This is a genomic window from Eikenella exigua, assembly GCF_008805035.1.
Taxonomy (GTDB): Bacteria; Pseudomonadota; Gammaproteobacteria; order Burkholderiales; family Neisseriaceae; genus Eikenella; species Eikenella exigua.
The window spans coordinates 1371299-1395632 of the sequence record NZ_CP038018.1; the positions used below are offsets into that span (position 1 = coordinate 1371299).

The window sequence follows — 24334 nt, forward strand, 5'->3', positions numbered from 1 at the left end:
ATCAGTAGCAACGGCTGCACAAACTGCGCATCCTAGCGTATCATTACAGCGGTTTAGACCGCAAAGTAATGCTAAGAAATAGTCTCCGCGCTACAGTTATAGATAAAACACTTTTTTATCCGCGGCAGCGAGGCAATCAGTAGGAAATAAGTGCTTTAGCCACCCCAAGCGCACTTAGTTTGGGCTGCCTCCGTCAATCGGTGGCAGCCGCAACAAGGAAACAGACACATGAAACAGATTTTTCTCGATTTCGAGCAGCCCATTGCCGAACTGGTGCAGAAAATAGAAGAACTGCGCTTCGTGCAAAACGACTCGGTATTGGATATTTCCGAAGAAATCGAACGCCTGCAAAAGAAAAGCAACGAGCTCACCAAAAACATTTTTGCCAAGCTCACTCCCGCACAAATTATGCAGGTTTCGCGCCATCCGCAGCGCCCCTACACCCTCGACTACATCGAAGCACTGTGTACCGATTTTGAAGAGCTGCACGGCGACCGCCACTATGCAGACGACTATGCCATCGTGGGTGGGCTGGCCAAATTTAAAGGCCAGAGCGTGGTGGTTATTGGTCACCAAAAAGGCCGCGATACCAAGGCCAAAATCCGCCGTAATTTCGGCATGCCCCGCCCTGAAGGCTACCGCAAAGCCCTGCGCCTAATGAAGATGGCGGAAAAATTCGGCCTGCCTGTGCTTACCTTTATCGACACCCCCGGCGCCTATCCTGGCATCGGTGCTGAAGAGCGTGGCCAATCCGAAGCCATCGGCCGCAATCTGTATGAGCTCACCCGCCTGCGCGTGCCGGTTATCTGCACCGTAATCGGTGAAGGCGGCTCCGGCGGCGCACTGGCCATTGCCGTGGGTGATGCCGTAAATATGCTGCAATACGCCACCTATTCTGTGATTTCGCCTGAAGGTTGCGCTTCCATTCTGTGGAAAACTGCCGAAAAAGCTGCCGATGCCGCACAAGCCCTAGGCATTACTGCCAAGCGCTTGAAGAGCCTCGAGCTAATCGACCAAATCATCGCCGAGCCCTTGGGCGGCGCCCACCGCGATTATGAAACCGTGATGAACAACGTGCGCAAAACCATCCGCCAGCAGCTGGCCGATTTGGAACACCAGCCGGTGGAGCAGCTGCTGGCCAAACGCTTCGACCGCATCATGGCCTATGGAAAATTTACCGACAAATAACCAACTGCGGCAACACATTACCCAACAATGGCCGGCGCCAAACGCCGGCCGTTTTGCCGTGGAAGTCGGTTTCAGCGGCGGGCTCGATTCCGTGGTCTTATTGCACCTGTTATGCAGCCTGCGCAACGAATTGTCGCTGGAATTGAGCGCGGTACACATCCACCACGGTCTCGATGCCCCCGCCGACGAATGGGCGGAATTCTGCCACGAACTGTGCGCCCGATGGCAAGTGCCGTTGCGCATAGAGCGCGTGCAGGTGGCGTTCGGCAAACTCGGGCTCGAAGCCGCTGCCCGTGCCGAACGCTACCGCTGCTTCGCCCAAAGCCGCGCCGATGCCGTTGCCCTCGCCCACCATGCCGATGATCAAGCCGAAACCCTGCTGCTGGCCGCCCTGCGCGGCGGTGGGCTCCGTGCCCTCGCCGCCATGCCTGCCCTGCGGGCGCTGAACGAACGTATCAGCCTATGGCGCCCCCTCTTGGCCGTTCCCCGAACCGAGCTGCTCGCCTACGCCCAAGAACACAAGCTGACATGGGTGGAAGACAGCAGCAACGCCGATACCGCCCTACTGCGCAACTGGCTGCGCCGCGAAGCCCTACCCCCATGGCAAGAACGCGTGCCACATCTCACCCGCCAACTGCTCGCCACCGTCGGCCGCCTGCAACACGACTTGGCACTATTGGAAGACTACAGCCAAACTGAGCACAACAGCCTGTATGACGCCGCCGGCCGTTTTCAGGCAGCCTCTTGGCGGCAGCTTCCCCCCTTACGGCAAACCCACCAGCTGCACCTGTTCGCCCGCAACCACCGCCTCGGCAGCCCCCGCGCCGACAGCGTGCGCCAATTCGCCGCCACCCTCGCCAACCCCACCGTGCGGCAAGCCCAATGGCTGCTGCCGCACGGCCGCGCCATCCTCTACGCCGGCTGCCTGTTTCCCGTTCCCGCCAAGTGGACCGCCGGTGAACTACTTGCCCAACCCATGTGGCAACCCACCACTCACGGGCTACCTGAAAATCTGATTCAGCCCGACAGCGGCATCTGGCGCGCCCCGCAACCCGGCGACACCCTGCCCCTGCCGCACGGCCGCAAAAAAATCAGCCGCCTGCTGCAGGAAAAAAAAGTGCCCCCCTTCATGCGCGCCCTATGGCCGCTGTGGGTACACGAACAACACGGCTGCCTCGCCGCTGCCAACCTGCAAACCCATTGCCGCCTCTCCGTGCCGAATGGCTATCAAGCGCAAGCTGAAGATTTGACCCGGTTTATTTTGTCCAACATTGGTAGTTTGGACGACCAAACGGAATAAAGACTTTCAGGTAGCCTGTACATACTGCGCAGGCTACCTGAAAACCTTCCTGTCCTGCTGCAGAAACTTCTCAGGTAGCCTGCTTCTCATCATGCCAGGTATCAATGCCGAATCCACTGCTGTTAGCACAATGCTTTTCAGGTAGCCCCTACCAATTTACCCCTACCTGCCGCTCGCCTAAGAGCGACACCAGTTCTTCCAAGAGTTCGGTGTTGAGGCAGGGCTGCCAGCGGCTGTCGGGAATGAGCTCGCCGCTGGCTTTGGCATTGGCGTAGTGCAGACGCAGGGGAACACGTTTGCCTTCGCCGCCTCGTTGCAACAACTCAGCCAAGCGGGCGATGTTGTGGTGGGGGGCGAGGTGCAGGGTGAGGGCGCGGGCGTAGTGGCTGCGGGCTTCCTGCAGGGTGTAAACGCGGTTGGCGATGATGCGCAGGCCATCTTCGCCGCCGTAGTCATCGCGGCTGATGCGGCATTCGGCAATCAACACTTGGTCGGCGCGCAGGGTGTCGCGGCCGAGCTGTTCGAGCGTTTCGCCGCTAATCATCACTTCGGCTTTGCCGCCGGTGTCTTCCAGCGTGATGAAGGCGATTTTGCCGCGCTTGCCCACCATGCTACGGATGGCGGTGGCAAAGCCGGCCACGCGCGCGTTGTCATTAGGTTTGAGCTGGGAAAGGCGGGTGGGAGCGAACTGGCGCACTTCTTTTTCGGCCGGGCCGAAGGGGTGGCCGGAAAAATAAAAGCCGATGGCCTGTTTTTCCTCGGCCAAAAGCTCGGCTTCGTCCCAGGCGGGCACATCAATCATCTCCAAGGGAGCAATCGCATCTTCCACCATATCGAACAAGCCGCCTTGGTTAGCATTCTCTTCCTGCTGCTCGGCGTTACTCATAGCCAGGTCGATATTGGCAAGCAGGCGGGCGCGGTTGGGCTCGATGCTGTCGAACGCGCCGCCCCGCACCAAGGCTTCGATGGTGCGGCGGTTGATGTGCTGGCGGCTCACGCGCTCGCAGAAGTCGAATAGGCTCTTAAAGGCGCCGCCTGCTTCCCGTGCGGCCACAATGGCTTCCACCGCAGCTTCGCCGGTGCCTTTAATCGCGCCCAAGGCGTAGCGGATACGGCGTTGGGCATCAGGCTGGAAGTGGTAGCCGGAATGGTTGACATCGGGCGGCAGGAAGCGGATGCCGTTATCGCGGGCATCGTCATAGAACAGCTTGAGCTGGTCGGTGTTGTCCAACTCGCTCGACATGGTAGCGGCCATGAATTCGGCCGGATAGTGAGCTTTGAGCCAGGCGGTTTGGTAGGCCACCAAGGCATAGGCGGCGGCATGGGATTTGTTGAAGCCGTAGCCGGCGAATTTTTCCATGTAGTCGAAGATTTCATCGGCTTTTTCGCGGGCAATGCCCTGCTTGGCCGCGCCTTCGGCGAAAATTTCGCGGTGTTTCGCCATTTCTTCGGGCTTTTTCTTGCCCATGGCGCGGCGCAATAAGTCCGCACCGCCGAGCGAATAGCCGCCAATCACCTGCGCGGCCTGCATCACCTGCTCCTGATACACCATGATGCCGTAGGTGGGCTGCAACACGGGCTCGAGCAGCGGGTGCATGTATTCGAAGCGTACGCCCTTCATGCGGGCGATGAAGTCCGGAATCAAATCCATCGGGCCGGGACGGTAGAGCGACACGAAGGCGATAATTTCTTCCAGCTTGGTGGTATTGGCCTGCGCCAGCATCTTTTTCATACCGGTGGATTCAAACTGGAACACCGCCGTGGTGTTGGCCTTGCGGAACACTTCATAGGCCTGCTGGTCGGTGAGGTCGATGTGGTTCACATCGATGTGCTTGCCGGTGGTTTGCGCAATAAATTCCTGCGCCATTTTAATGATGGTAAGATTGCGCAGGCCAAGGAAGTCAAACTTCACCAGCCCAATATCTTCCACGTCGCCCTTGTCATACATGGAAACGGGCGAGGCGGATTCATCGGCCTGATACACCGGGCAGAAATCGGAAATCTTGCCTGGCGCAATCAACACGCCGCCGGCATGCATGCCCAGCCCGCGCGTGAGGTCTTCCAGCTTTTTGGCCAGCTCCATTAGCTCTTCGGCCTCTTCCTCTTCCAGCACCTTGGCGATTTCCGACTCGGCCTCCATCGCCTTCTCCAGGCTCAGCGGCTTGTTGGCTTCCATCGGAATCAGCTTGGAAAGCCGGTCGCACACGCCGAACGGCAGCTCCAGCACGCGCCCCACATCACGGATTACGGCTTTGGAAGACATTGTGCCAAAGGTAACAATCTGGCTCACTGCCTCGAAGCCATATTTTTGGCGCACATATTCAATCACGCGGCCACGGTTGTTTTGGCAAAAGTCAATATCGAAATCGGGCATTGACACGCGCTCGGGATTGAGGAAACGCTCAAACAGCAGCGCATATCGCAGCGGGTCTAAATCAGTAATTTTTAAGGAATACGCCACCATCGAGCCTGCGCCCGAGCCGCGCCCCGGCCCCACCGGGCAGCCGTTATTTTTCGCCCAATTGATGAAGTCGGCCACAATCAGGAAGTAGCCTGGGAAGCCCATCTGCACGATGGTGCCCAGCTCGAAATCCAGCCGCGCCTGGTATTCCGGCAGTTTTTGTTCGCGCTCCGCCTCATCCGGATAGAGCACGGCCAGCCGTTCGCGCAGGCCTTGGTTGGCCAGTTGGGCGAGGTAATCGTCCAAGCTCATGCCGTCGGGCGTGGGGAACTGCGGCAGGAAGTTTTTGCCCAGCGTAAGCGTGAGGTTGCAGCGCTTGGCGATTTCCACCGTGTTTTGCAGTGCCTCCGGCAAATCGGCAAAGCGGGCGGCCACCTCTTCCGGCGAAGCAAAATACTGGCCGGACACAAATTCGCGCGGGCGGCGTTTATCGGCCAGCACCCAGCCGCCGGCAATGCACACGCGCGCATCGTGCGCCTTGAAATCGTCAGGGTTTAAAAACTGTGCCGGATGGGTGGCCACCACGGGCAAACCCAGCTCTGCCGCCAATTTGAGGCTACCTGAAACCGAAGTTTCCCATTCCGGTTTTTCAGGTAGCCTTTGCAGTTCCAAATAAAAAGCATCGGGAAACCATTGCGCGTATTTCTGCACGGCGGCGCGGGCGGCGTTGTCATGGCCGTTCATCAACTGGCGGCCCACTTCGCCCAAATGCGCACCGGACAGGCAGATCAACCCTTCATTGCCGCCTTCGGCCAGCCATTGCGGCTCCAGCTCGGCATGGGCAACATTGCGATCCGTGCCGACATAAGCGCGGGTGAGCAGCTCGCACAGGCGGCGGTAGCCCGCTTCGTTGCGCACCAAGAGCATGGCTCGGAAGGGCTGCTCCGGATTGTCCGGATTAGCCACCCACACATCCGCCCCCACCACCGGTTTGATACCCACGCCACGGCAGGTTTTGTAGAATTTCACCAGGCCGAACGTGTTCATCAAATCGCTGATGCCCAGCGCGGGCAGGCCGAAAGCGGCGGCTTTCTTCACCAGCTCTTTGATGCGCAAAGTGCCGTCGGTGATGGAAAATTCGGTGTGTTGGCGCAGGGGGATGTAAACAGGGGCGGTCATATTTCGGGCTTGGGAGAGGGGTTTGGCTACGCGCTTTCAGGTAGCCTGATTGAAAACAGGAAGGACACACATTGTACCGCAAACGGGCGGTAAGCGCGGACGGGGGTGGTTGAGTAGTGGAAAGATTTTCAGGTAGCCTCTCAATCCACCAACAGGCTACCTGAAACCTTCACTCCTCAAACGGCTTGCGCTGCCAAAACCTCCTGCCCAAGCGCTGCGGCTGTATTGCCCCGCCCTGCCCCAGCACGAAATCCAGCTGCCCGCTGCGGGCGGTGGTGTAGAGCCGGATGTGGTGGGCGGAGAGGCGGTGCCGCACAATGGCGGCGGGGTGGCCGTAGGGGTTGGCGAAACCGTTGGCCGCCACCGCTGCTTCAGGCGCCACGGCATTCAGATAGGCCGAATCAGATGAAGAGCGGCTGCCGTGGTGCCCCAGCACCAATAATTGGCTGTGCAGCGAATCGCCGTATGTGCCCACCAGCCAGCGCTCGCCTGCAATGCCCAAATCGCCGCCCGCCAACACAGCCTGCCCGTTTGCCAACACGCGCAGCACGCAACTTTGTTCGTTATCGTCGGCCTGCGGTTGGCGCGGCGGGGTGAGAAATTCGAAGTGCACGCCGTCCCATTCCCACGCCGTGCCGCCGGCACACCATTCGACCGCTCCGGCATAAGCTTCCGGCTGACCGGCATACAGTTTGCGCGGCGTAAAGGCTGCCTGAACAGCGGGGAAGCCGCCGTCGTGGTCGGCATCGTGATGCGAGAGTACCAACACGTCAGGCGGCGGCAGCCCCTGCGCCAGCAGGTTGGGCACCAGCTGCGTCTGCGCCGCCCCCGCCGTGCCGGTGTCGAACAGCAGCCAATGGTTTTGCGTGCGCACCTGCAAGGCGAGCCCCTGCCCCACGTCCACAATCCGCACTGCCGCCGTGCCGTGCTCCGGTGCGGGCGTGCGATACAGGCAGGATGCCGCCAACACCAGCGCCGCCCAAGGCCGCAATCCCAGGCCGCGCGGCAACAGCCACACCGCCAGCGCGGCCAACACGGCCAGCCAAAACAGCGGCGGCAAATGCGCCAGTGCGCCGGTGGGCACGATGCCGCCCGCCCACACCACCGCGCCCATGGTGTATTCGCCGATGGCAGCCGCCATTTTCAGGTAGCCTTCAAACGGCAGCAGCACCGCCAGCAAGGCCAGCGGCACCAACACCCAAGAAAACCACGGAATCAGCAGCGCATTGGCCAAAGGCGCGGCCAGCGGCACAATGCCGAACACCTGCCCGGCCTGCCAAAACCCCAACAGCGTGGCCGCATATTGGGCACGCAGCGCGGTGCGCCATTTGCCGGAATGCTTGGCCGTACGCAGCCAGCCGCCTTCCGGCGCATCGTCATCCGGCATGGCCTCCAGCCGCCCTTGTGCCACCCAAATCAGCGCCGCCACCGCGCCGAAGGAAAACCAAAAACCCACGCCCAAAGCCGAGAGCGGGTCGAACAGCAGCACCACGGCCAAAGCCTGCCACCAAGCCCGCCACGGCGCAGGGCTGCCGCGCCGATACCATTGCCAGGCAAACACGGTCAGCATCAGCAAACTGCGCTGAATCGGCACGCCGAAGCCGGCCAATGCCGAATAAAACAAAGCCGCTGCCAAGCCAGCCGCCAAATACCAGCGTCGCGGCTCGGCCAGCGGCAGGCGCAGCAGCAAAAGCCGCGCCAAATACGCTGCCGCCAGCGCCACCATACCGATGTGCAGCCCCGACACGCTAATCAGATGATTGATGCCCAACACCCGAAACGCCTGCCAATGCTCATCCGCCAGCCCGCCGTATCCGCCGCCGCCCAAAGCCCGCATCAGCGCCGCCCCGTTCGGGTAGCTTTCCGCCGCCTGTTGCCAAGCCTGCTGCCGCTCGTAGCGCCAGTTTTGCCAACGCGATTGCCAGCCCGTGTCCGGCGGCAGTTCCACCCGCTCGCGCGCAGCCGAAGCCATGCCGTCGATATGCTGGCTCAACGCCCAAGCCTCGCGATCGAAGCCGTTTTCATTGCGCTCGCCCACCGTAGGCCGCACCCGAACCGTCATCCGCCAGCGGCTGCCCGGCCGCCACTCGCGCAAATACCGATCCGACACCAGCAGCCGAAACCGCTCCCCCGTTTCCGTTTGCGCCCAAGCTTCAAACCGCACCGACTGCGCCGATGCCTCCGCCACCGAGGCTACCTGAAAATCCAGCCGCACCCGTTGAAACTCCGGTTCCGCCGGCCACTGCTGCGATAGCGCCAACTGCACCCGCCACACGCCGTAAAGCAGCCCACACAGCAGCCACCACGCCCCACGGGCGCGCCGGAAGCAGCCAATCAGAGCAAGTAACAACGCCAAGGCAGCGGCAACGGCAACAAAATGTGCTGCCGGCAACAAAAAAGCCAGCAGCACACCCGCCACCCAACAGCACAACCCGCCCAAGCGCATAGCTACCTCATTGTTTATTCGTTTTAATCAGATTACCTTATAACAAACCGCCGCCGGATTGGCAAAGATAGATGAAGGCTACCTGAAACTTTGCTAACAGCGGGCGCGTTTCAGCCAAATTAAAAAACTGCTTCGAGCAAGCTCAGCCATTGCAGCAGGCGGATATAAACCCTGCTCCTGCAAGTTTCAGGTAGCCTTTAACACCCATAGGCTTAGAAGCCAAGTGGTTAATCTATCGTGTTGCCACCCGTCTGCTGGCGCAGCCGAACGAAGCGTGGTTTTTCGGGGAATAAGGGCTTGCATGTTCGAAGCGGCGCAGCCGCAAGTTGCGAGCCCGCCCGAAAAACTGCGTGGAGTGAGGGAAGTTTGGCGAAGCCAAACCTGTGCCCGCAGTCGCCTTTCTTTTGCTTCCTTTTCTTTGGCGAAGCAAAGAAAAGGAAGTGCCCTGCGCCGGCATAAGGCGCAAAGGTGAACTGGGCATGCAATAATACAGGCTACCTGAAAATTTGAACGGCACGAGAGTTCAAACACTCCTACAGCAACGCAGATCTACCACATACCTCGCGGCATAGTATGTTAGAGGCTACTTGAAAACAGCTTTCAGGTAGCCTCTAGCGCAAACACGTCCCGCTCTGCGCATCCACAATCCGGCTCGGCCGCTTCGCCCCACCGCAGCGGCCGTTTACCACATACACATCCCGCCCAAAACAGCGCTGCACCTCGCGCTGATGCCGTAAAGCCCGCCGCCCGCTGCGGTTGCACGAAGTGGACACCAGCGGTGCGCCCAGCAGCGCGCACAGACGCCGTGCCCCATCATGCGCCGGCACGCGCACCGCCAGTTTTTCCCGCCCGCGCCCGCGTAACAACGCCGGTACACTCCCTGATACCGCAAATAAAAACGTTACCGCCGCCGGCCAAGTGCTTTGTGCCAGCCGGCGCTGGTTTTCAGGTAGCCTTTGCAGCAATGGCTCGAGCTGCACCAAATTACTGCCGATAACAATCAACCCCTTGTGCTGTGGCCGTTTTTTCAGCTGCATCAGCCGGCGCAAGGCGCGGCGATGCGTGGGCAGGCAGCCCAATCCGTAGCTGGATTCCGTGGGATAAGCCACCAAGCCGCCGCCGCGCAGGTGCGCACGCAGCCCTCGGGCGGCGGAGACGGAAAGAACTCGTGGAAACATGATTCTTGCTGGATGCCGATATGGGGTTTGAAGCGGTATTGTAATCTGAAAATGATGGGTTGTTTACCATGTTGATATCCCGTTTTCAAGCAGCCTATCATCTGTATCCTTCTCCCGTGGGGAAAAGCAATGCCACGGGCGTATATCAGCACCCACACCATATAAGGGCTGCCTGAAACCATTTTAACCTCACTGAAGTTCACGTTTTCAGGTAGCCTTTTTGCCCGTAAACACCCGCATTCACACTGCACAATTGGCTGCTGTACGGGGCTTGCGGTATAATTCGTTCCCATCATACATCCAACCAAACGGCTCTTTGACCCACAGCATTTCCAGCCGTTTTCTGCACGCGTCTTCCTTCTGTTTTTCCCAGCCGGTATATTTAATGACGACTCCCGTTCCCGCTTCCCTTCCCTCCGTTTCCACTGATTACGAACAGCAGCAGGAAATCACCCGCCTGTGCGTCCATGCCGCACTGTTGCTGTTGCAATACGGTGCGGAAAGCACGCTTATTGACCAAATCGCCGTGCGCCTTGGCCGTGCGCTGGGCATGGACAGTGTGGAGTGTGCGCTCACACCCAATGCGATTGTGATCACCACGCGCCGTTGCAATCAATGCATCACCACCACGCGCAAGAATTTCGACAAAGGCATCAATATGTCGGTGATCACAGCGGTGCAGCACATTGTGCTGGATGCGGAAGACGGTCTATATAGCGTGCAGGAAGTGCGTGAACAGCTGGATGCGGTGAAGCCGGAAAAATACAACCGCTATTTTGTGGTGTTTATGGTGGGGCTCTCCTGCGCGAGCTTTGCCCACCTCTCGGGTGGCGATCCGCTGATTTGCTTCATCACGTTTATTGCTTCGGCCTGCGGTATGTGGGTACGCCAAAGGTTGTCGGCACGGCACTATAACCCGGCGGTAGTGTTCGCGGTTACTGCTTTTGTGGCTTCAATGGTGTCGGGCACGGCACTGAAGTTCGGTTGGGGCGAGCACCCAGAAATCGCTACGGCGGCCAGCGTCCTGCTGCTAGTGCCTGGGATGCCGCTGATTAATTCGCTGGCCGATATGCTCAAAGGCCATGTGAATATGGGTATGAGCCGCTGGACAGTGGCCATGCTGCTCACGTTCAGCACCTGTTTGGGCATTGTGTTGGCCTTGAGCCTGTTGAATGTTTCTGCTTGGGATTAAACCATGCTGCTGAATTTGCTAGACGATATGTTCTTCGCCGCCATCCCCGCCGTGGGCTTTGCGATTTTGTTCAACGTGCCGCGCAATGCGTTGAAATACTGTGCTTATTTGGGTGCGCTGGGGCATGGCTCGCGCACACTCATGATGCAGTTTGGTCTGTCGCAGGGCTTGGCCACGCTGTGTGCGGCCTCGCTGGTGGGCTTTATCGGCGTGTATTTGTCGCAACGCTATCGGGCGCACCCGAAAGTGTTTACTGTGGCCGCCATCATTCCGATGATTCCAGGCGTGTATGTGTATAAAGCTATGATTGCGCTGGTGCAGATAAATCACAAGGGCTTTTCCGAACAGCTTTTAGAGCAGGCGGTGGATTATTTTGTGAAATCAGGCTTCGTTATCGGCGCACTGGCCTTCGGGCTGGCGCTACCGGGGCTGCTGTTCTACCGCCAACGGCCAGTAGTGTAGCCTCCATACTGTTTGAGTTTAACCAAAGGAATAATTGCTTCAGCAAGCTGTCGCAATCTGCTAAACTTGCCACCTCATTTACTACTCCCGTACCGATATGCACCCTGCTTCCCCCGCCTCCTCAGAGCCCGAGCCTGCCTCGGTAGATAAGTTTGTACGCGGTGCGTCGTATTTAAAGGCTACCTGAAAACTGCCCACGGCATTTTCAGGTAGCCTTTGTTTTTCCCTATTATGAAACCCTTGCAAAACCCCATATTTGATCTCAATTCAAAGCAGTAGCATCGCAAATCACGAAGACAATATTTGAATATTTTCCAACATTCGGGAGGCGTACTGCGAAGAAATGCGCCAAAGATGGGGTTTTGAAAAAAGCTCATTGCCGCTTTAATTTTAAGGATTCTACTTATGGATTTCTCCTGGCTGGCCGACCCGGTAACCTGGCTGGGCTTCGCCACGCTGATTATTCTCGAAGTCGTGCTCGGCATCGACAACCTGGTGTTCGTGGCCATTTTGGCCGGCAAAGTGCGCCCCGCCCAGCGCGACCGTGCCCGCATCACCGGCCTGACTTTGGCCGTGCTCATCCGGCTTTTGATGCTCGCCTTTATGGGCCGCATCATGCAGCTCACCACTCCGCTGTTTGCCCTGGGGCGGCTGGACGTGGCCGGCAAAGACATCATCATGTTTGTGGGCGGCTTATTCCTGCTGTATAAGGCCACCACCGAGCTGCACGAGCGGCTGGAAGGTGCCAACCACTACGCCGTTTCCGACACCGACCATCGCAAACAGCATGCGCCGTTTTGGGGCGTGGTGTTACAGATTCTCGTGCTCGATGCCGTGTTTTCCATTGATGCTGTGGTGACCGCCGTGGCTGTGGTGCAGCATATCCAAATCGCCATGGCCGCCGTGATTGTGGCGATGGCCATGATGATTTGGGCGAGCAAACCGCTCACCGAATTTGTCAACCGCCATCCCACCGTGGTGATGCTCTGCCTCGGCTTCCTCTTGATGATTGGCTTCAGCCTGATTGCCGAAGCCTTCCACGTAGTCATCCCCAAAGGCTACCTGTATGCCGCCATCGGCTTCTCCGTGCTGATTGAAGTGTTCAACCAAATCTCCCAGCGCAACACCGACAGAAACGCCTACGGCAGCCGCTCTTGGCGCCGCCGTACCGCCGAAAACGTGCTTGGCATGATGGGCATCCGCGAAACCATGCTGGCTAAAGCCGGCGAAGAAAACCACGATGCCGGCCACTTTGAAGAAAACGAAAAATCCATGATCCGCAGCGTGCTTACCCTGGCCGAGCGCCCCCTGCCCGGCATCATGGTGCCCCGCCGCGATATCGAACGCCTCGATATTTCCCAAAGCCGCGAGCAGCAATATGCCCAGCTGCAAAACACCCCGTATTCCCGCCTCCTTGTGGTGGGCAAGGCCGGTGCCGACGAGCCTTTGGGCTACATCAACAAAAAAGACCTGCTCAACCAGCTTCTGGCCGGGAAAGAGCCCGATATCCAGGCCGCCCTGTGCCAGCCGCTCATCCTGCCCAATAGCACCAACACTCTTTCCGCCATCGAACAATTCCGCCACAGCGGTGCCGACTACGCTCTCGTGGTGGATGAATTCGGCGCCGTGCAGGGTATGGTTACCACCAAAGACTTGCTCTCCGCCATTGCCGGCGAATTTCCCGAAGCCTACGAGCGTAAAGAGCCGAATGACCAATCCGGCGAAAACAACACTGACAGCAGCGATAGCCTGCTGGTGGACGGCAGTCACGAATACGCCGAGCTCGCCCCCCAGCTTGGTCTTCCCCCGCCCGAAGAAGATGCCGACTACCACACCGTGGCCGGCCTGATGATGGAAGAGCTGAAAACCCTGCCTGAAGTGGGTGACACCCTCGACTACCACGGCTGGCGCTTCACCGTGGCCGCCAAAGCCGGCCAGCGCATCGAACAAATCCGCATCAGCCGCCTGCCGAAATAAAGTGTGCGGTTTTAGGTGACCTTTTGCTGCGATACGAAAAAGCTACCCGAAAATATGGAAACCGCTTCTTCAGGTAGCCTAAAAGCTATATTGTTTTGTCTGCCTTCCACAAATTTCAGGTAGCCTTCGGTATGGCAACAGCCAAATATAACTCCTCCACCATACAAGCGCTCAGGTTACCTGAAAACTCCCCACCCAACCTTGCCCAGCCCTCCCATTGTCCATTAGAATAACACGCTTCCGGCAGGCACTGCCGCCTTCGCCGAAGCACGTTTTGCCCCGCTTAGAAAGCCGCGAAACGTGTTCTTTATCCCCCGCGTCCGGACACCAATCATGACCACTCCCGCCCTTCTCGTTCTCGCTGACGGCAGCGTATTTCAAGGCACATCAATCGGTTACAAAGGTTCAGCTTCCGGCGAAGTCGTGTTCAACACCTCCATGACCGGCTATCAGGAAATCCTGACCGACCCGTCCTACTGCAAACAAATCGTAACCCTCACCTATCCCCACATCGGCAACACCGGCACCAACGCCGAAGATGAAGAAAGCCGCAGCGTTTATGCCGCCGGCTTGATTATACGCGACCTGCCGCTGCTGCACAGCAACTTCCGCGCGTTCGAAAGCCTGCACGACTATCTGGTGCGCAATAAAACCGTCGCCATCGCCGACATCGATACCCGCCGCCTGACCACGCTGCTGCGTGAAAAAGGCGCGCAAGGCGGCGCGATTTTGACCGGCGCGGACGCACCGGTTGCAAAAGCGCAAGAACTCATCGCCGCGTTCGGCAGCATGGTCGGCAAAGACTTGGCAAAAGAAGTTTCCTGCACAGAAGCCTACGAATGGACCGAAGGTGAATGGGCGCTGGGCAAAGGTTTCGTCACCCCTGCCGAACAACCATTCCACGTTGTCGCCTACGATTTCGGCGTGAAAACCAACATCCTGCGTATGCTCGCCTCACGTGGCTGCCGCCTGACCGTCGTCCCCGCCCAAACCAGCGCGGAAGACGTGTTGTCACTCAACCCCGACGGCATGTTCCTGTCCAACGGCCCCGGCGACCCCGAGCCTTGCACCTACGCCATCGAAGCCGTGCAAAAACTGATGGCAAGCGGCAAACCTATCTTCGGTATCTGCTTGGGACACCAGCTCATCAGCCTCGCCATCGGCGCAAAAACCCTGAAAATGCACTTCAGCCACCACGGCGCAAACCACCCCGTGCAAGACTTGGACAGCGGCAAAGTCGTCATCACCAGCCAAAACCACGGCTTCGCCGTCGATGCTGACACCTTGCCTGCCAACGCAAGGATTACCCATAAATCCTTGTTCGACAACACCTTGCAAGGCATCGAGCTGACCGACAAACCCGTGTTCTGCTTCCAAGGGCACCCCGAAGCCAGCCCCGGCCCGCAAGATGTGGGGTATCTGTTTGACCGGTTTATCCAAAATATGCAAGCCGCCAAACAAGCTTAATCATCAATCACACATATCAATCAATTAAAAGGAAAAATCCATATGAAAAGAATCGTTTTATGCACCGTTTTGCCGGACACTTTATCTGCCTGCAACACCTTGCACTCTGCCGCGCGCGATGCCAACACCGCCGTTCAAGCGTGGAACAAGGATTATCAAAAGCAGCATCGCTAATCCCCGCGCCCGAGCGAAAACAGCCTGAAATGTAAGCCACATCAGGCTGTTTTTTTCTGCAACACTACACCAGAAAACAAACATGAAACACAGCATCTTCATCTTCTGCCTGCTCATCAGCAGCCCGATTTTCGCCAAAGACAAGCCCGTTAATCTGAAAAGCATCAGCCAAATGGGGGGCCGATATGGTGGATTCCGCCACACAAGACATTTATCAAACCCTAGCCGCAGGTAACCGCAACATTGCCGGCCACCACTACCTACACCCTATTCGGCGTGTTCTCCCCACTAGTGGGCATCATCGGCACCACCCAAGCTGCCAAAACCCTGAAAATCCTGCTCGGCCTGCCTGCCGAAAACGGCGTTTTGTGCTGATACAACGCACTCAGCGGCCAATGGCAGCACTTCTCCATCCCCCCCAAATCCCACCTGTAAAGTGTGCGGCGGACATAAGAAAGGCTGAAAAGGCTACCTGAAAATTTAGCTTCACAGAAACTTGCGTAGCTCGTTTTCAGGTAGCCTTTACTGATTGCAGCTCGCTGTAGGCCGGATGCTGAAATCCGACACCGGCAATCCCGCTATTTGAAACAGCAACAGCCGCCAGCCTTCTGTCTTTCAGTTTTCAGGTAGCCTCATCCAAAGGCTACCTGAAACCGCCAATCTCATTATTCCTCTTCCTTATCCAAGCCCAATTCTCGGGCATACACGGCAGCACGTACGCAGTTGTCGATGTTTAGTTTGCGGAAGATAATCTGCATATACGCCTTCACCGTGTTTTCGGATAAAAACATCCGCCAGACAATCATTTTGTTGCTGATAACCACCAGCTGCGCAACCACCAGCTGCGCAGTGCAACACATCGTGCTCGCTCTGGGTGCGGGAATCGAGGATGGCGGAATGGTCGGGCGACACAGTTTGCTGCCCGGCCACGGCCTGGCGGATAGCGGCTACCAGGAAATCGGTATCGGTGTTTTTCAAAATATAGCCGTGCGCACCGAGCTCGAAGCATTTTTACAAGTTGTCGGCATCTTCAGAAACGGTAAGCATCGGCACGGAGGGCTTGGAAAGGGTAACCGCCCTTGGAAGCTGCCCAAGGCGTAGATGGGCACCAGCGTCACCAAAGCGCCCATTTTACCCTGTATCCATACCATATCGCTGACTTCGCCTTCTCGCTTGGTAGTGTGAATGTGCGGCAGGTTACTTAAAAATGGAGCAGCCTCACAGCAAGGCGGGCAAAACTGTTTCGCTATATAATGCCGCTTTCTTTTTCCCGCACTGCCATGAACTACGCCGCCCAGCTGGCCACCCTCGCTGTCGCCCAAACCGAAACCATCGCCCGCCACCGTTTAGACAACGGCGAAACCGTGTGGCTGCGCAAAGCCGCCCCGCGTCAAGCCGCCTGGCGTTACAGCCTGCTCAACGGCCTGGCCAAAGTGTGCCGTTTGAGCGTATTCACCCCGGTGCTCAATCCCGGCGGCCATGCCGGCATTGCCATCGAAGCCGGCCGCCTGCGCGAGCTGGCCGAAGCCGGCATCACCGCGCCCAAACTATTGGCCGTGCAGGAGAATGCCCTATTGATGAGCCATGTGGGCGAGCAAACCCTGCTCATCGCCATCGAAAAGCAAACCAAAGTCGGCAGCCTCGAAGGCTGGCTGCAAGGTCTGCATGCCATCGAAGCCGTACACCGGCAAAACCAATTTCTCAGCCAAGCTTTCGCCCGCAATATGGTGCTGACCGAAGCCGGCGGCATCGGCTTCATCGACTTCGAAGACAACCCCGCTACCGTACTCAGCCTGCCGCTGTGCCAAAGCCGTGACTGGCTGTGCTACCTGCAATCCACCGCCGACATCCTCCTGCGCAGCGGCCTACTCGATCAAGCCGCTGAACATTACAAAACCTGCCTGCAAAAGCAAAATCCCGCTATAATTTGCACCTTGCGCCGCAGTATGCGCCCCATTTTGTGGATGCGCCACATCCAATCCGAACGCTGGGGCTGCGACACCCTGCGCCTGGCCGCACTGGCCGATTTGTTTTACCGCATGGGCGAAATCTGAAGCAGGTTTTCAGGTAGCCTTACTCCTAAAGATGACGTTTCACACCCCAACCATCATGCAAACATCCCGCCTCCCCCTCATCGCCACCGTCCTTTTCGTTTCTGCCCACAGCGCCGCCCAAACCCAAGCCCCTGCCAGCGCCCTGGCCTGTACCCAAATCGGCTACCCCGCCGCCCGCCTTGCTTGCTACGACCACAGCATGGGTGCACAACTTCCGCCCACCCAGCCCTTGTCTGCTCCCGCCGACACCAAAGCCGCTATCGACATCAAACAAAGCATCGAGCAAAGCCAAGCCGAGAGCACACCCAAGGTGGTGCTCACCGAAGCCCCTGCCGCCCCCACCCAGCCGCAGGCCTTCAGCCCGCTCAGCCTCGCCTACGATTTAGACGTAAACCACGAATCCGGCATCCTCAGCGTGCGTGCCCACCGCCCGCTCTACCTGCTGCCCGGCTGGTACAATAGCTCGCCCAACCGCAACCCCTCCTCCCCCGAACACACTTCCGCCATTCCCGAGCAGCAGCGCCAAAACCACGTTGAAGCAAAAATGCAGATTTCCTTCAAAACCAAGCTATTACAAGACCTGTTCGGCACCAACGCCGACCTCTGGTTCGGCTACACTCAAGTTTCCCACTGGCAAGTATATAAAGGCTCCATGTCCTCCCCCTTCCGCAACACCGACTACGAGCCCGAAATCTTCCTTACCCAGCCCGTGAAAGCCGCTCTGCCTGGCGGTGGCGGCCTGCGTATGCTCGGCATTGGTGCCGCACACCAATCCAACGGCCAAAGCGACCCACTTTCCCGCTCTTGGAACCGCATCTACGCCATGGCCGGCATGGAATGGGGCAACCTCACCGTGGTGCCGCGCCTGTGGTGGCGCATTCCCGAAAAAAGCGACGATGACGACAACTCCAACATCAACCGCTACATGGGCTACGGCGATTTGCAGATGTACTACCGCTTCAACGACCGCCAAACCCTCGGTGCCCTCGCCCGCTACAATCCTGCCAGCAGCAAAGGCAGCCTGCAGCTGAACTACACCTTCCCCATCGCCGGCCGACTCAAAGGCTATGTGCAGGCCTTCCACGGCTACGGCGAAAGCCTGCTCGATTACAACCACAAACACAACAGCATCGGCCTGGGCGTAATGCTGAACGATTGGGATGCTTTCTAAACCACACTCATATTTTTCAGGTAGCTTTCTATCCAAACAGGCTACCTGAAAAATTAGTGTATTATTTTTGCATATAGCAGCCATAAAATACCGACATCCATCCTAAATCCATATACAATCCGAATCTCGAATAAATCAGTATATTTAATTTCTGTTTTAGTTTCATGCTGCTAGCATTCTACATTCACACTTACTTACAATCTAGAAAAAGCAGGTTAAATCATAGTATTAGCCTTGCCTTCCTTTTTAGGCCGCCCTATAATACATTTTGTTGGGTGGTCAAGGAGACCACTTAACAAGTTTCTCCTCTATTTCTCCTTTGTAGATTTGGCACATATTTCAATATGTGCCGCTTTTTTGCCTGCTTCCATTGCATAAATATTCTATTCCCGCTGTTTGGTCACACATTCGAATCCGAATCAGCCAAACAAATCATTCTTTTCAAATATAAATCAGCCAGCCATGCACTATGCATCCATTACAGCAAATCAAGCGAGTACCATAGCTCTTCATCAGAAATCCCACTATACTGCCGCCCGTTTTCTATTCGGAGCAGCTCATGTCCGCCACCGTGTTTTACCTCTTTCTCGGTTTCACCGCCTTTTCCACCCTGCTGCAACTGCTGCTCTCTTTGCGCCAGAGCCGTGCCGTGCTGCTGCACCGAGGCCGCGTGCCGCGCGATTTTAAAGACGTGATTTCGCTAGAAGAACACCAGAAAGCCGCCGACTATACACTGACCAAACAGCGGTTTTCACGCTGGCATATTCTGTATGAAACCTTGCTGCTGCTCATGTTTACCCTTGGCGGCGGGCTGAACCTGCTGGCAGAGACGGCCAATCGCCTTGCCGACTCGCCGCTAAACCAAGGCGTGTTGGTGGTGGTGCTTTTTTCATTGGCCAGCAGCCTGTTATCCCTGCCCTTCGCGCTCTACCGCAGCTTCCGGCTGGAAGCCGCATTCGGCTTCAACAACATGACCTTGAGCACTTTCTTTGCCGACCAAATCAAAGGCCTGCTGCTGGGCGCGACCATCGGCATTCCGCTGTTGTATGCGGTGATTTATCTGATGGGTGCGGCCGGAAATGCGTGGTGGCTGTGGGTGTGGCTGTTGTGGCTCGGTTTCTCGCTGCTGATGCTGTGGGCATTTCCCAAATGGATTGCCCCGCTGTTCAACCGCTTCGAACCGCTGGCCGATGAAGACTTGCAACAGCGCATCACTAATCTGCTCACGCGCACCGGCTTTGCCAGCAACGGTATTTTCGTGATGGACGGCAGCAAACGCAGCGGTCACGCCAATGCCTATTTCACCGGCCTCGGCCAAAACAAACGTATCGTGTTTTTCGATACCCTGCTCAAAGGTATGCAGCCGCAGGAGGTGGAAGCCGTATTGGCGCACGAACTGGGCCATTTCAAACACCGCCACATCGTGAAGCAAATCGCCGTGCGCTTCCTGCTCGCGCTCTTGGTGCTGTTTGCGCTCGGGCAAATCATCCACTTTGCCGCCGTGTATCACGGCTTGGGCGTGGCCTACCCCAGCCATGCTATGGCGCTGCTGTTAATGATGCTGGTGCTGCCCGTGCTCTCCTTCCCCTTTGCCCCGTTGGGCAGCTTTTCCTCGCGCCGCAACGAATTTGAAGCCGACCGCTTCGCCGCCGCGCACACCCACGCCGAAGACCTGATTTCCGCGCTGCTCAAGCTCTACCGCAGCAACGCCGCCAGCCTGGTGAACGATCGCTGGTATGCCCGCTGGTACAACAGCCACCCTAATGCCCGCGAACGCGTCGCCGCCCTACGGCAGGGCGGGCAGGCTACCTGAAAGTACCGCCTTCAACACAGTTAAAATGAACCACGCGAGTCTCTACGCAGCTAAGTTTCAGGTAGCCTTTCTGGGTGCTCCCAATAGACAGGGTTATAGTGTGAGCTTCGCCTTGCAGTATATGTATGCTGCCTACGGCTTGCCGCTTGGTTGCCTGTCTATTGGAGGGATTATGGTTTAGGGTGGATAAGGGCAAACAAAAGGCTACCTGGCAATCAGGTGGCCTTTGTCATTCCCTCCTTATAAGCGTATAATTCACAATTTTTTACAGAAGCACACGGAATCAAACATGATTGCTTGGATGGAAGCCCGCCGCGCCGGTTTGCTTGACCGCGCCCATTGGGCGAACAATATTGTGGCCGGCATTATCGTAGGCGTGGTGGCGCTGCCGCTTTCCATGGCCTTCGCCATCGCCACCGGCGTGAAACCCGAACAGGGGATTTACACCGCCATTGTGGCCAGCGTGATTGTGGCCGTGGCTGGCGGCTCGCGTGTGCAGATTGCCGGCCCCACCGGCGCGTTTATCGCCATTCTCTCCGGCATCACCGCCAAATTCGGCTTCGACGGCCTGCAAATTGCCACCGTCCTCGCCGGCATCATGCTGTTGTTTATGGGATTATTCCGCTTCGGCGGCATGATCCGCTTCATTTCCATGCCGGTGATTATGGGTTTCACCGCCGGCATCGGCGTGGTGATTTTTGTGGGGCAGTGGGCGGCATTTTTCGGCCTGCCCAAAGCAGGTGGTGAGCACTTCCACCAGCAATTATGGTCGCTGCTGCAAAGCCTGCCTCATCTTCACCCGGCCACTACCGCGCTGGGGCTGTTTTCGCTTGCACTTTTGCTGTTAGTGCCCAAAGTGCCGCTACTACGCCGCCTACCCTCGCCGATGTGGGTGCTGCTATGCGCCACCGTGCTGCAAAGCCTGTTCCACTTTGAAGGCGTGGCCACCGTCGGCTCGGCCTATGGCGCCATTCCGCGCGCCCTGCCACATCTTTCCCTGCCCGATTTTACTGCGGCAGAAACCGCCAAACTGGTGCTGCCCGCCTTCACCATCGCCATGCTCGGCGCAATTGAATCGCTGCTCTCCGCCGTGGTGGCCGATGGCATGGCCGGCACACACCACAGTGCCAATCAGGAACTGGTGGGCCAAGGGTTGGCCAACATCATCACGCCATTTTTCGGCGGTTTTGCCGCCACCGGCGCCATTGCCCGCACCGCCACCAACATCCGCCAGGGTGGCAACAGCCCGCTGGCCGGCATTATTCACGCCCTCACGCTGGCGCTGATTCTGCTCGTGGCCGCGCCGCTGGCCGCCGATATTCCCTTGGCCGCGCTGGCCGCCATCCTGTTTCAGGTAGCCTGGAACATGAGCGAGCCCAAGCGCTGTCTGCACATCCTACGCCGCGCCCCGCGTGCTGCCTATATTTTGTTTTTCATCACCTTTTTCCTCACTATCTTGGTGGATTTAGTGGTGGCAGTGAACATCGGCGTGATTTTGTCCTCCCTGCACTTTATCGGCCAGATGGCCAAAGCGGTGGAGGTACGCAAAGAAGAACACAGCTGCGATGCTGCCGCCCTGCCGGATAACATGCTGATGTTTATCGTAAACGGCCCATTCTTCTTCGGTGCGATGGAAAAATTTGAAACCACGCTGGCCGACATCAACACCCAGCCGCACGCCGTGGTGCTGCGGATGCGCTGGGTACCCTATATCGACATCACCGGCATCCTCACCCTAGAACGTGTTATCGGCGGCCTGCAAAAACGCGGCATCCGCGTTATCGTTACCGGCGCCAACGAACAAGTTCGCGCTAGCCTTGAACGCAGCGGCATCGTCAGCCTGCTCGGCGAAGGTAACTTCATCCGCGAATTCGACGACGCTGCCGCCATGTTGCACGCGGAGAGTGAGGCAGGTTCGGCAAGTTGATGGGATACAGAATAGGCCACCCGATAAAGCAAAATCTGCTGCACACATTTTCAGGCAACCTTCCTCTTGGCACCCACTCATTTGCGGCCAGCCTCATACCCATACTTAAAGAGGCTACCTGAAACCCGTTTTGCCACATAATTCCTCAGCCAAACACTGCCTGTGCCATCAAGTTATGATACACTTGCGCCTTTCGTTTACGGCCAGTACAGAAAAATATGCCGGCCAAGTGCAAACTTTTCCGAGCAGGCATCCGCCTATCGGTTTGATTAACACCAAAACAAGGTATTACGAATGAGCGTAACTATTGAAAAACTGGAAGGTCTCGAACGCAGCCTGCAACTGGAACTGCCCTGGGCAGACATCGAAGCAGCCGTACAAAAACGCCTGCAAGCCACTCAAAAACGTGCCCGTGTAGACGGCTTCCGCCCCGGCAAAGCCCCGCTGCGCATGATTGAATCCATGTATGGCGCGAGCATCCGCGATGAGGTTTTAAACGACAGCCTGCGTCACAAATTCGGCGAAATCGTGGATTCCGAAGATATCCGCCTCGCCGGCCTGCTGGCTTTTGATGCCGTTGAAGCGCAAGACGACGAAAAAGTATTCAAAGTAAACGCCCGTTTCGAAGTGTTCCCCGAAATCACCGTGGGCAGCCTGGCCGACCAGGAAATCGAAAAAATGGTGTGCGAAGTGGGTGAAGCGGAAGTGGAAAAAACCATCGACATCCTGCGCCGCCAGCGCACCCGCTTCAACCGCGTGGAACGCGAAGCCAAAGACGGCGACCGCGTAATCATCGACTTTGCCGGCACCATCGACGGCATCCCCTTCGAAGGCGGCTCCGCACAAAACTACCCCTTCATCCTCGGCCAAGGCCAGATGCTGCCCGAATTTGAATCCGGCATCCAAGGCATGAAAGAAGGCGAAACCAAAGACGTGAGCGTCAACTTCCCTGCCGACTACCACGGCAAAGAAGTGGCCGGCAAAACCGCCGTATTCGCCATCACCCTGCGCAACGTAGCCGAAGCCGTGCTGCCGGAAGTGGACGAGCAATTCGCCAAAGCCTTGGGCATCCAAGACGGCGATGTGGCCAAAATGCGCGAAGAAGTGAAGAAAAACATCGAGCGCGAAGTAACCCGCCGCGTGGAAGCGCAAACCAAAGACAACGTGATGAAAGCCCTGCTGGACGTTACCCCCATCGAGTTGCCGAAAACCTTGGTGCGCGAAGAAACTGCCCGTATGGTTGCAAACGCCCGCCAAAACCTGGTGAACCAAGGTATGAAGCCGGAAGATGTAGATTTGGCCGACAGCCTGTTTACCGAACAAGCCGAACGCCGCGTGGCACTGGGCTTGATTTTGGCCGAATTGGTAGGCAAGCACAATCTGCAGCCGACCGACGACCAAGTTAAAGCCGTGGTGCAAACCTTCTCCGAAAGCTACGAAGATCCGCAGGAAGTAATGGATTGGTACTTCGCCGACCGCAGCCGCTTGGAAGGCCCGATTTCTATGGCCGTAGAAGCCAATGTGGTGGATTATGTGTTGGGTCAGGCCAAGGTAAACGAGAAAAAACTGAGCTTCGACGAAGTGATGGGCCAGCAGTAATTCAGGCTACCTGAAACTCGTTGCAAACAAAGCACCAAGGCCGTATCCGCCGAGGTGCTTTTTGCCCAAATTATCCCTTATAAACGCGAGGAAACCCATGAATCCCACAATCGAAAACAACTATCTGGTGCCCACCGTTATCGAACAGAGCGGCCGGGGCGAGCGCGCCTTCGATATTTACTCCCGCCTGCTCAAAGAGCGGATTATCTTCCTGGTGGGTCCGGTAAACGACCAAACTGCCAACCTGGTGGTGGCACAGCTGCTGTTTTTGGAAAGCGAAAACCCCGATAAAGATATTTTCCTCTACATCAACAGCCCCGGCGGCTCAGTTTCTGCCGGCATGTCGATCTACGACACCATGAATTTCATCAAGCCCGATGTGTCTACCCTGTGCCTCGGCCAAGCCGCCAGCATGGGCGCGTTCCTACTTTCCGCCGGTGCCAAAGGCAAACGCTTCGCCCTACCCAACAGCCGCGTGATGATTCACCAGCCCCTAATCAGCGGCGGCTTGGGCGGCCAGGCTTCCGATATCGAAATCCACGCCAAAGAGCTGCTCAAACTGAAAGCCAAACTCAACCAGCTCTTGGCCGAACATTGCGGCCGTACGCTGGACGAACTCGAACGCGACACCGACCGCGACAACTTCATGTCGGCCGAAGAAGCCCAAGCATACGGCCTCATCGACCAAGTATTGTCCAGCCGCAGCGACATCAAATAACCATCGGCTTAATCTACAGCAAGTCAAATTAATTTTTCAATACAAGGCGGTGAGCCGAAGACAGTACAGAAGTACGGCAAGTCGAACC

18 protein-coding genes and 1 pseudogene are annotated in these 24334 nt (G+C 57.4%); 15 read left to right on the top strand and 4 right to left on the bottom strand.

From position 1 onward, the window contains the following. Positions 1-228: 228 nt before the first annotated feature. Complete coding sequence (locus tag EZJ17_RS07125; protein WP_067441337.1) at positions 229-1188, top strand: acetyl-CoA carboxylase carboxyltransferase subunit alpha; 960 nt, start codon at positions 229-231, stop codon at positions 1186-1188. Beyond that, positions 1166-2488 carry a tRNA lysidine(34) synthetase TilS gene (tilS, locus tag EZJ17_RS07130; protein WP_067444030.1) on the top strand — a complete coding sequence of 441 codons (1323 nt, stop codon included), beginning with the start codon at positions 1166-1168 and terminating at the stop codon, positions 2486-2488. Before EZJ17_RS07125 ends, tilS begins: the two co-directional genes overlap by 23 nt. 148 nt (positions 2489-2636) lie before the next feature. On the opposite strand, the gene dnaE is transcribed toward tilS, so the two are convergent. The 3 genes from dnaE to EZJ17_RS07145 all read right to left on the bottom strand — a co-directional run bounded on the left by dnaE (position 2637) and on the right by EZJ17_RS07145 (position 9692). Beyond that, positions 2637-6068, bottom strand: coding sequence for a DNA polymerase III subunit alpha (dnaE, locus tag EZJ17_RS07135; RefSeq protein WP_067444032.1), 3432 nt, complete (start codon positions 6066-6068; stop codon positions 2637-2639). A 169-nt stretch (positions 6069-6237) separates the two neighbouring features. Then, the gene (locus EZJ17_RS07140) at positions 6238-8514 is read right to left on the bottom strand and encodes a DNA internalization-related competence protein ComEC/Rec2 (protein WP_067444033.1); all 2277 of its coding nucleotides are present in this window, start codon (positions 8512-8514) and stop codon (positions 6238-6240) included. A 611-nt stretch (positions 8515-9125) separates the two neighbouring features. Beyond that, positions 9126-9692, bottom strand: a complete 567-nt coding sequence (locus EZJ17_RS07145; RefSeq protein WP_082886525.1) for an L-threonylcarbamoyladenylate synthase — start codon at positions 9690-9692, stop codon at positions 9126-9128. Positions 9693-10077: 385 nt separating this feature from the next. Between EZJ17_RS07145 and EZJ17_RS07150 the strand changes: the two genes are divergently transcribed. The 6 genes and pseudogenes from EZJ17_RS07150 to EZJ17_RS07170 form a co-directional block, all read left to right on the top strand. Next, on the top strand, positions 10078-10884 hold the full coding sequence (locus EZJ17_RS07150; RefSeq protein ID WP_067441350.1) for a threonine/serine exporter family protein: 807 nt from the start codon (positions 10078-10080) through the stop codon (positions 10882-10884). Positions 10885-10887: 3 nt separating this feature from the next. Next, entirely contained in the window at positions 10888-11346 is a 459-nt protein-coding gene (locus EZJ17_RS07155; protein ID WP_067441353.1) for a threonine/serine exporter family protein, read from the top strand. Positions 11347-11751: 405 nt separating this feature from the next. Then, on the top strand, positions 11752-13323 hold the full coding sequence (locus EZJ17_RS07160; RefSeq protein WP_151086344.1) for a TerC family protein: 1572 nt from the start codon (positions 11752-11754) through the stop codon (positions 13321-13323). 333 nt (positions 13324-13656) lie between these two features. Next, positions 13657-14790, top strand: coding sequence for a glutamine-hydrolyzing carbamoyl-phosphate synthase small subunit (gene carA / locus EZJ17_RS07165; RefSeq protein WP_067441357.1), 1134 nt, complete (start codon positions 13657-13659; stop codon positions 14788-14790). Positions 14791-14832: 42 nt separating this feature from the next. After that, positions 14833-14964, top strand: a complete 132-nt coding sequence (locus EZJ17_RS10815; RefSeq protein ID WP_255361768.1) for a hypothetical protein — start codon at positions 14833-14835, stop codon at positions 14962-14964. A gap of 267 nt (positions 14965-15231) precedes the next feature. Then, a pseudogene (locus EZJ17_RS07170) lies at positions 15232-15427 on the top strand (molybdopterin-synthase adenylyltransferase MoeB); the annotation flags it as partial. Positions 15428-15629: 202 nt separating this feature from the next. Here the strand turns inward: EZJ17_RS07170 and EZJ17_RS07175 are convergent. Then, positions 15630-15824, bottom strand: a complete 195-nt coding sequence (locus EZJ17_RS07175) for a helix-turn-helix transcriptional regulator (protein ID WP_067441364.1) — start codon at positions 15822-15824, stop codon at positions 15630-15632. Between EZJ17_RS07175 and EZJ17_RS07180 the strand changes: the two genes are divergently transcribed. From EZJ17_RS07180 to clpP, 7 genes are all read left to right on the top strand, one after another. Further along, entirely contained in the window at positions 15814-16065 is a 252-nt protein-coding gene (locus tag EZJ17_RS07180) for a hypothetical protein (protein WP_151086347.1), read from the top strand. The genes EZJ17_RS07175 and EZJ17_RS07180 overlap by 11 nt on opposite strands. 152 nt (positions 16066-16217) lie before the next feature. Further along, entirely contained in the window at positions 16218-17018 is an 801-nt protein-coding gene (locus EZJ17_RS07185; RefSeq protein ID WP_082888168.1) for a BUD32 family EKC/KEOPS complex subunit, read from the top strand. A 55-nt stretch (positions 17019-17073) separates the two neighbouring features. Further along, entirely contained in the window at positions 17074-18189 is a 1116-nt protein-coding gene (locus tag EZJ17_RS07190) for a phospholipase A (protein ID WP_067441464.1), read from the top strand. A 559-nt stretch (positions 18190-18748) separates the two neighbouring features. After that, positions 18749-20002, top strand: coding sequence for a M48 family metallopeptidase (locus tag EZJ17_RS07195; protein WP_067444035.1), 1254 nt, complete (start codon positions 18749-18751; stop codon positions 20000-20002). 289 nt (positions 20003-20291) lie between these two features. Then, a complete protein-coding gene (locus EZJ17_RS07200) occupies positions 20292-21929 on the top strand; it encodes a SulP family inorganic anion transporter (protein WP_067441371.1) in 1638 nt (545 codons plus the stop codon). A gap of 294 nt (positions 21930-22223) precedes the next feature. Next, positions 22224-23528, top strand: a complete 1305-nt coding sequence (gene tig, locus EZJ17_RS07205; protein WP_067441374.1) for a trigger factor — start codon at positions 22224-22226, stop codon at positions 23526-23528. A 97-nt stretch (positions 23529-23625) separates the two neighbouring features. Then, positions 23626-24246, top strand: coding sequence for an ATP-dependent Clp endopeptidase proteolytic subunit ClpP (gene clpP / locus EZJ17_RS07210; RefSeq protein ID WP_064084091.1), 621 nt, complete (start codon positions 23626-23628; stop codon positions 24244-24246). The last annotated feature ends 88 nt before the right edge of the window (positions 24247-24334 follow it).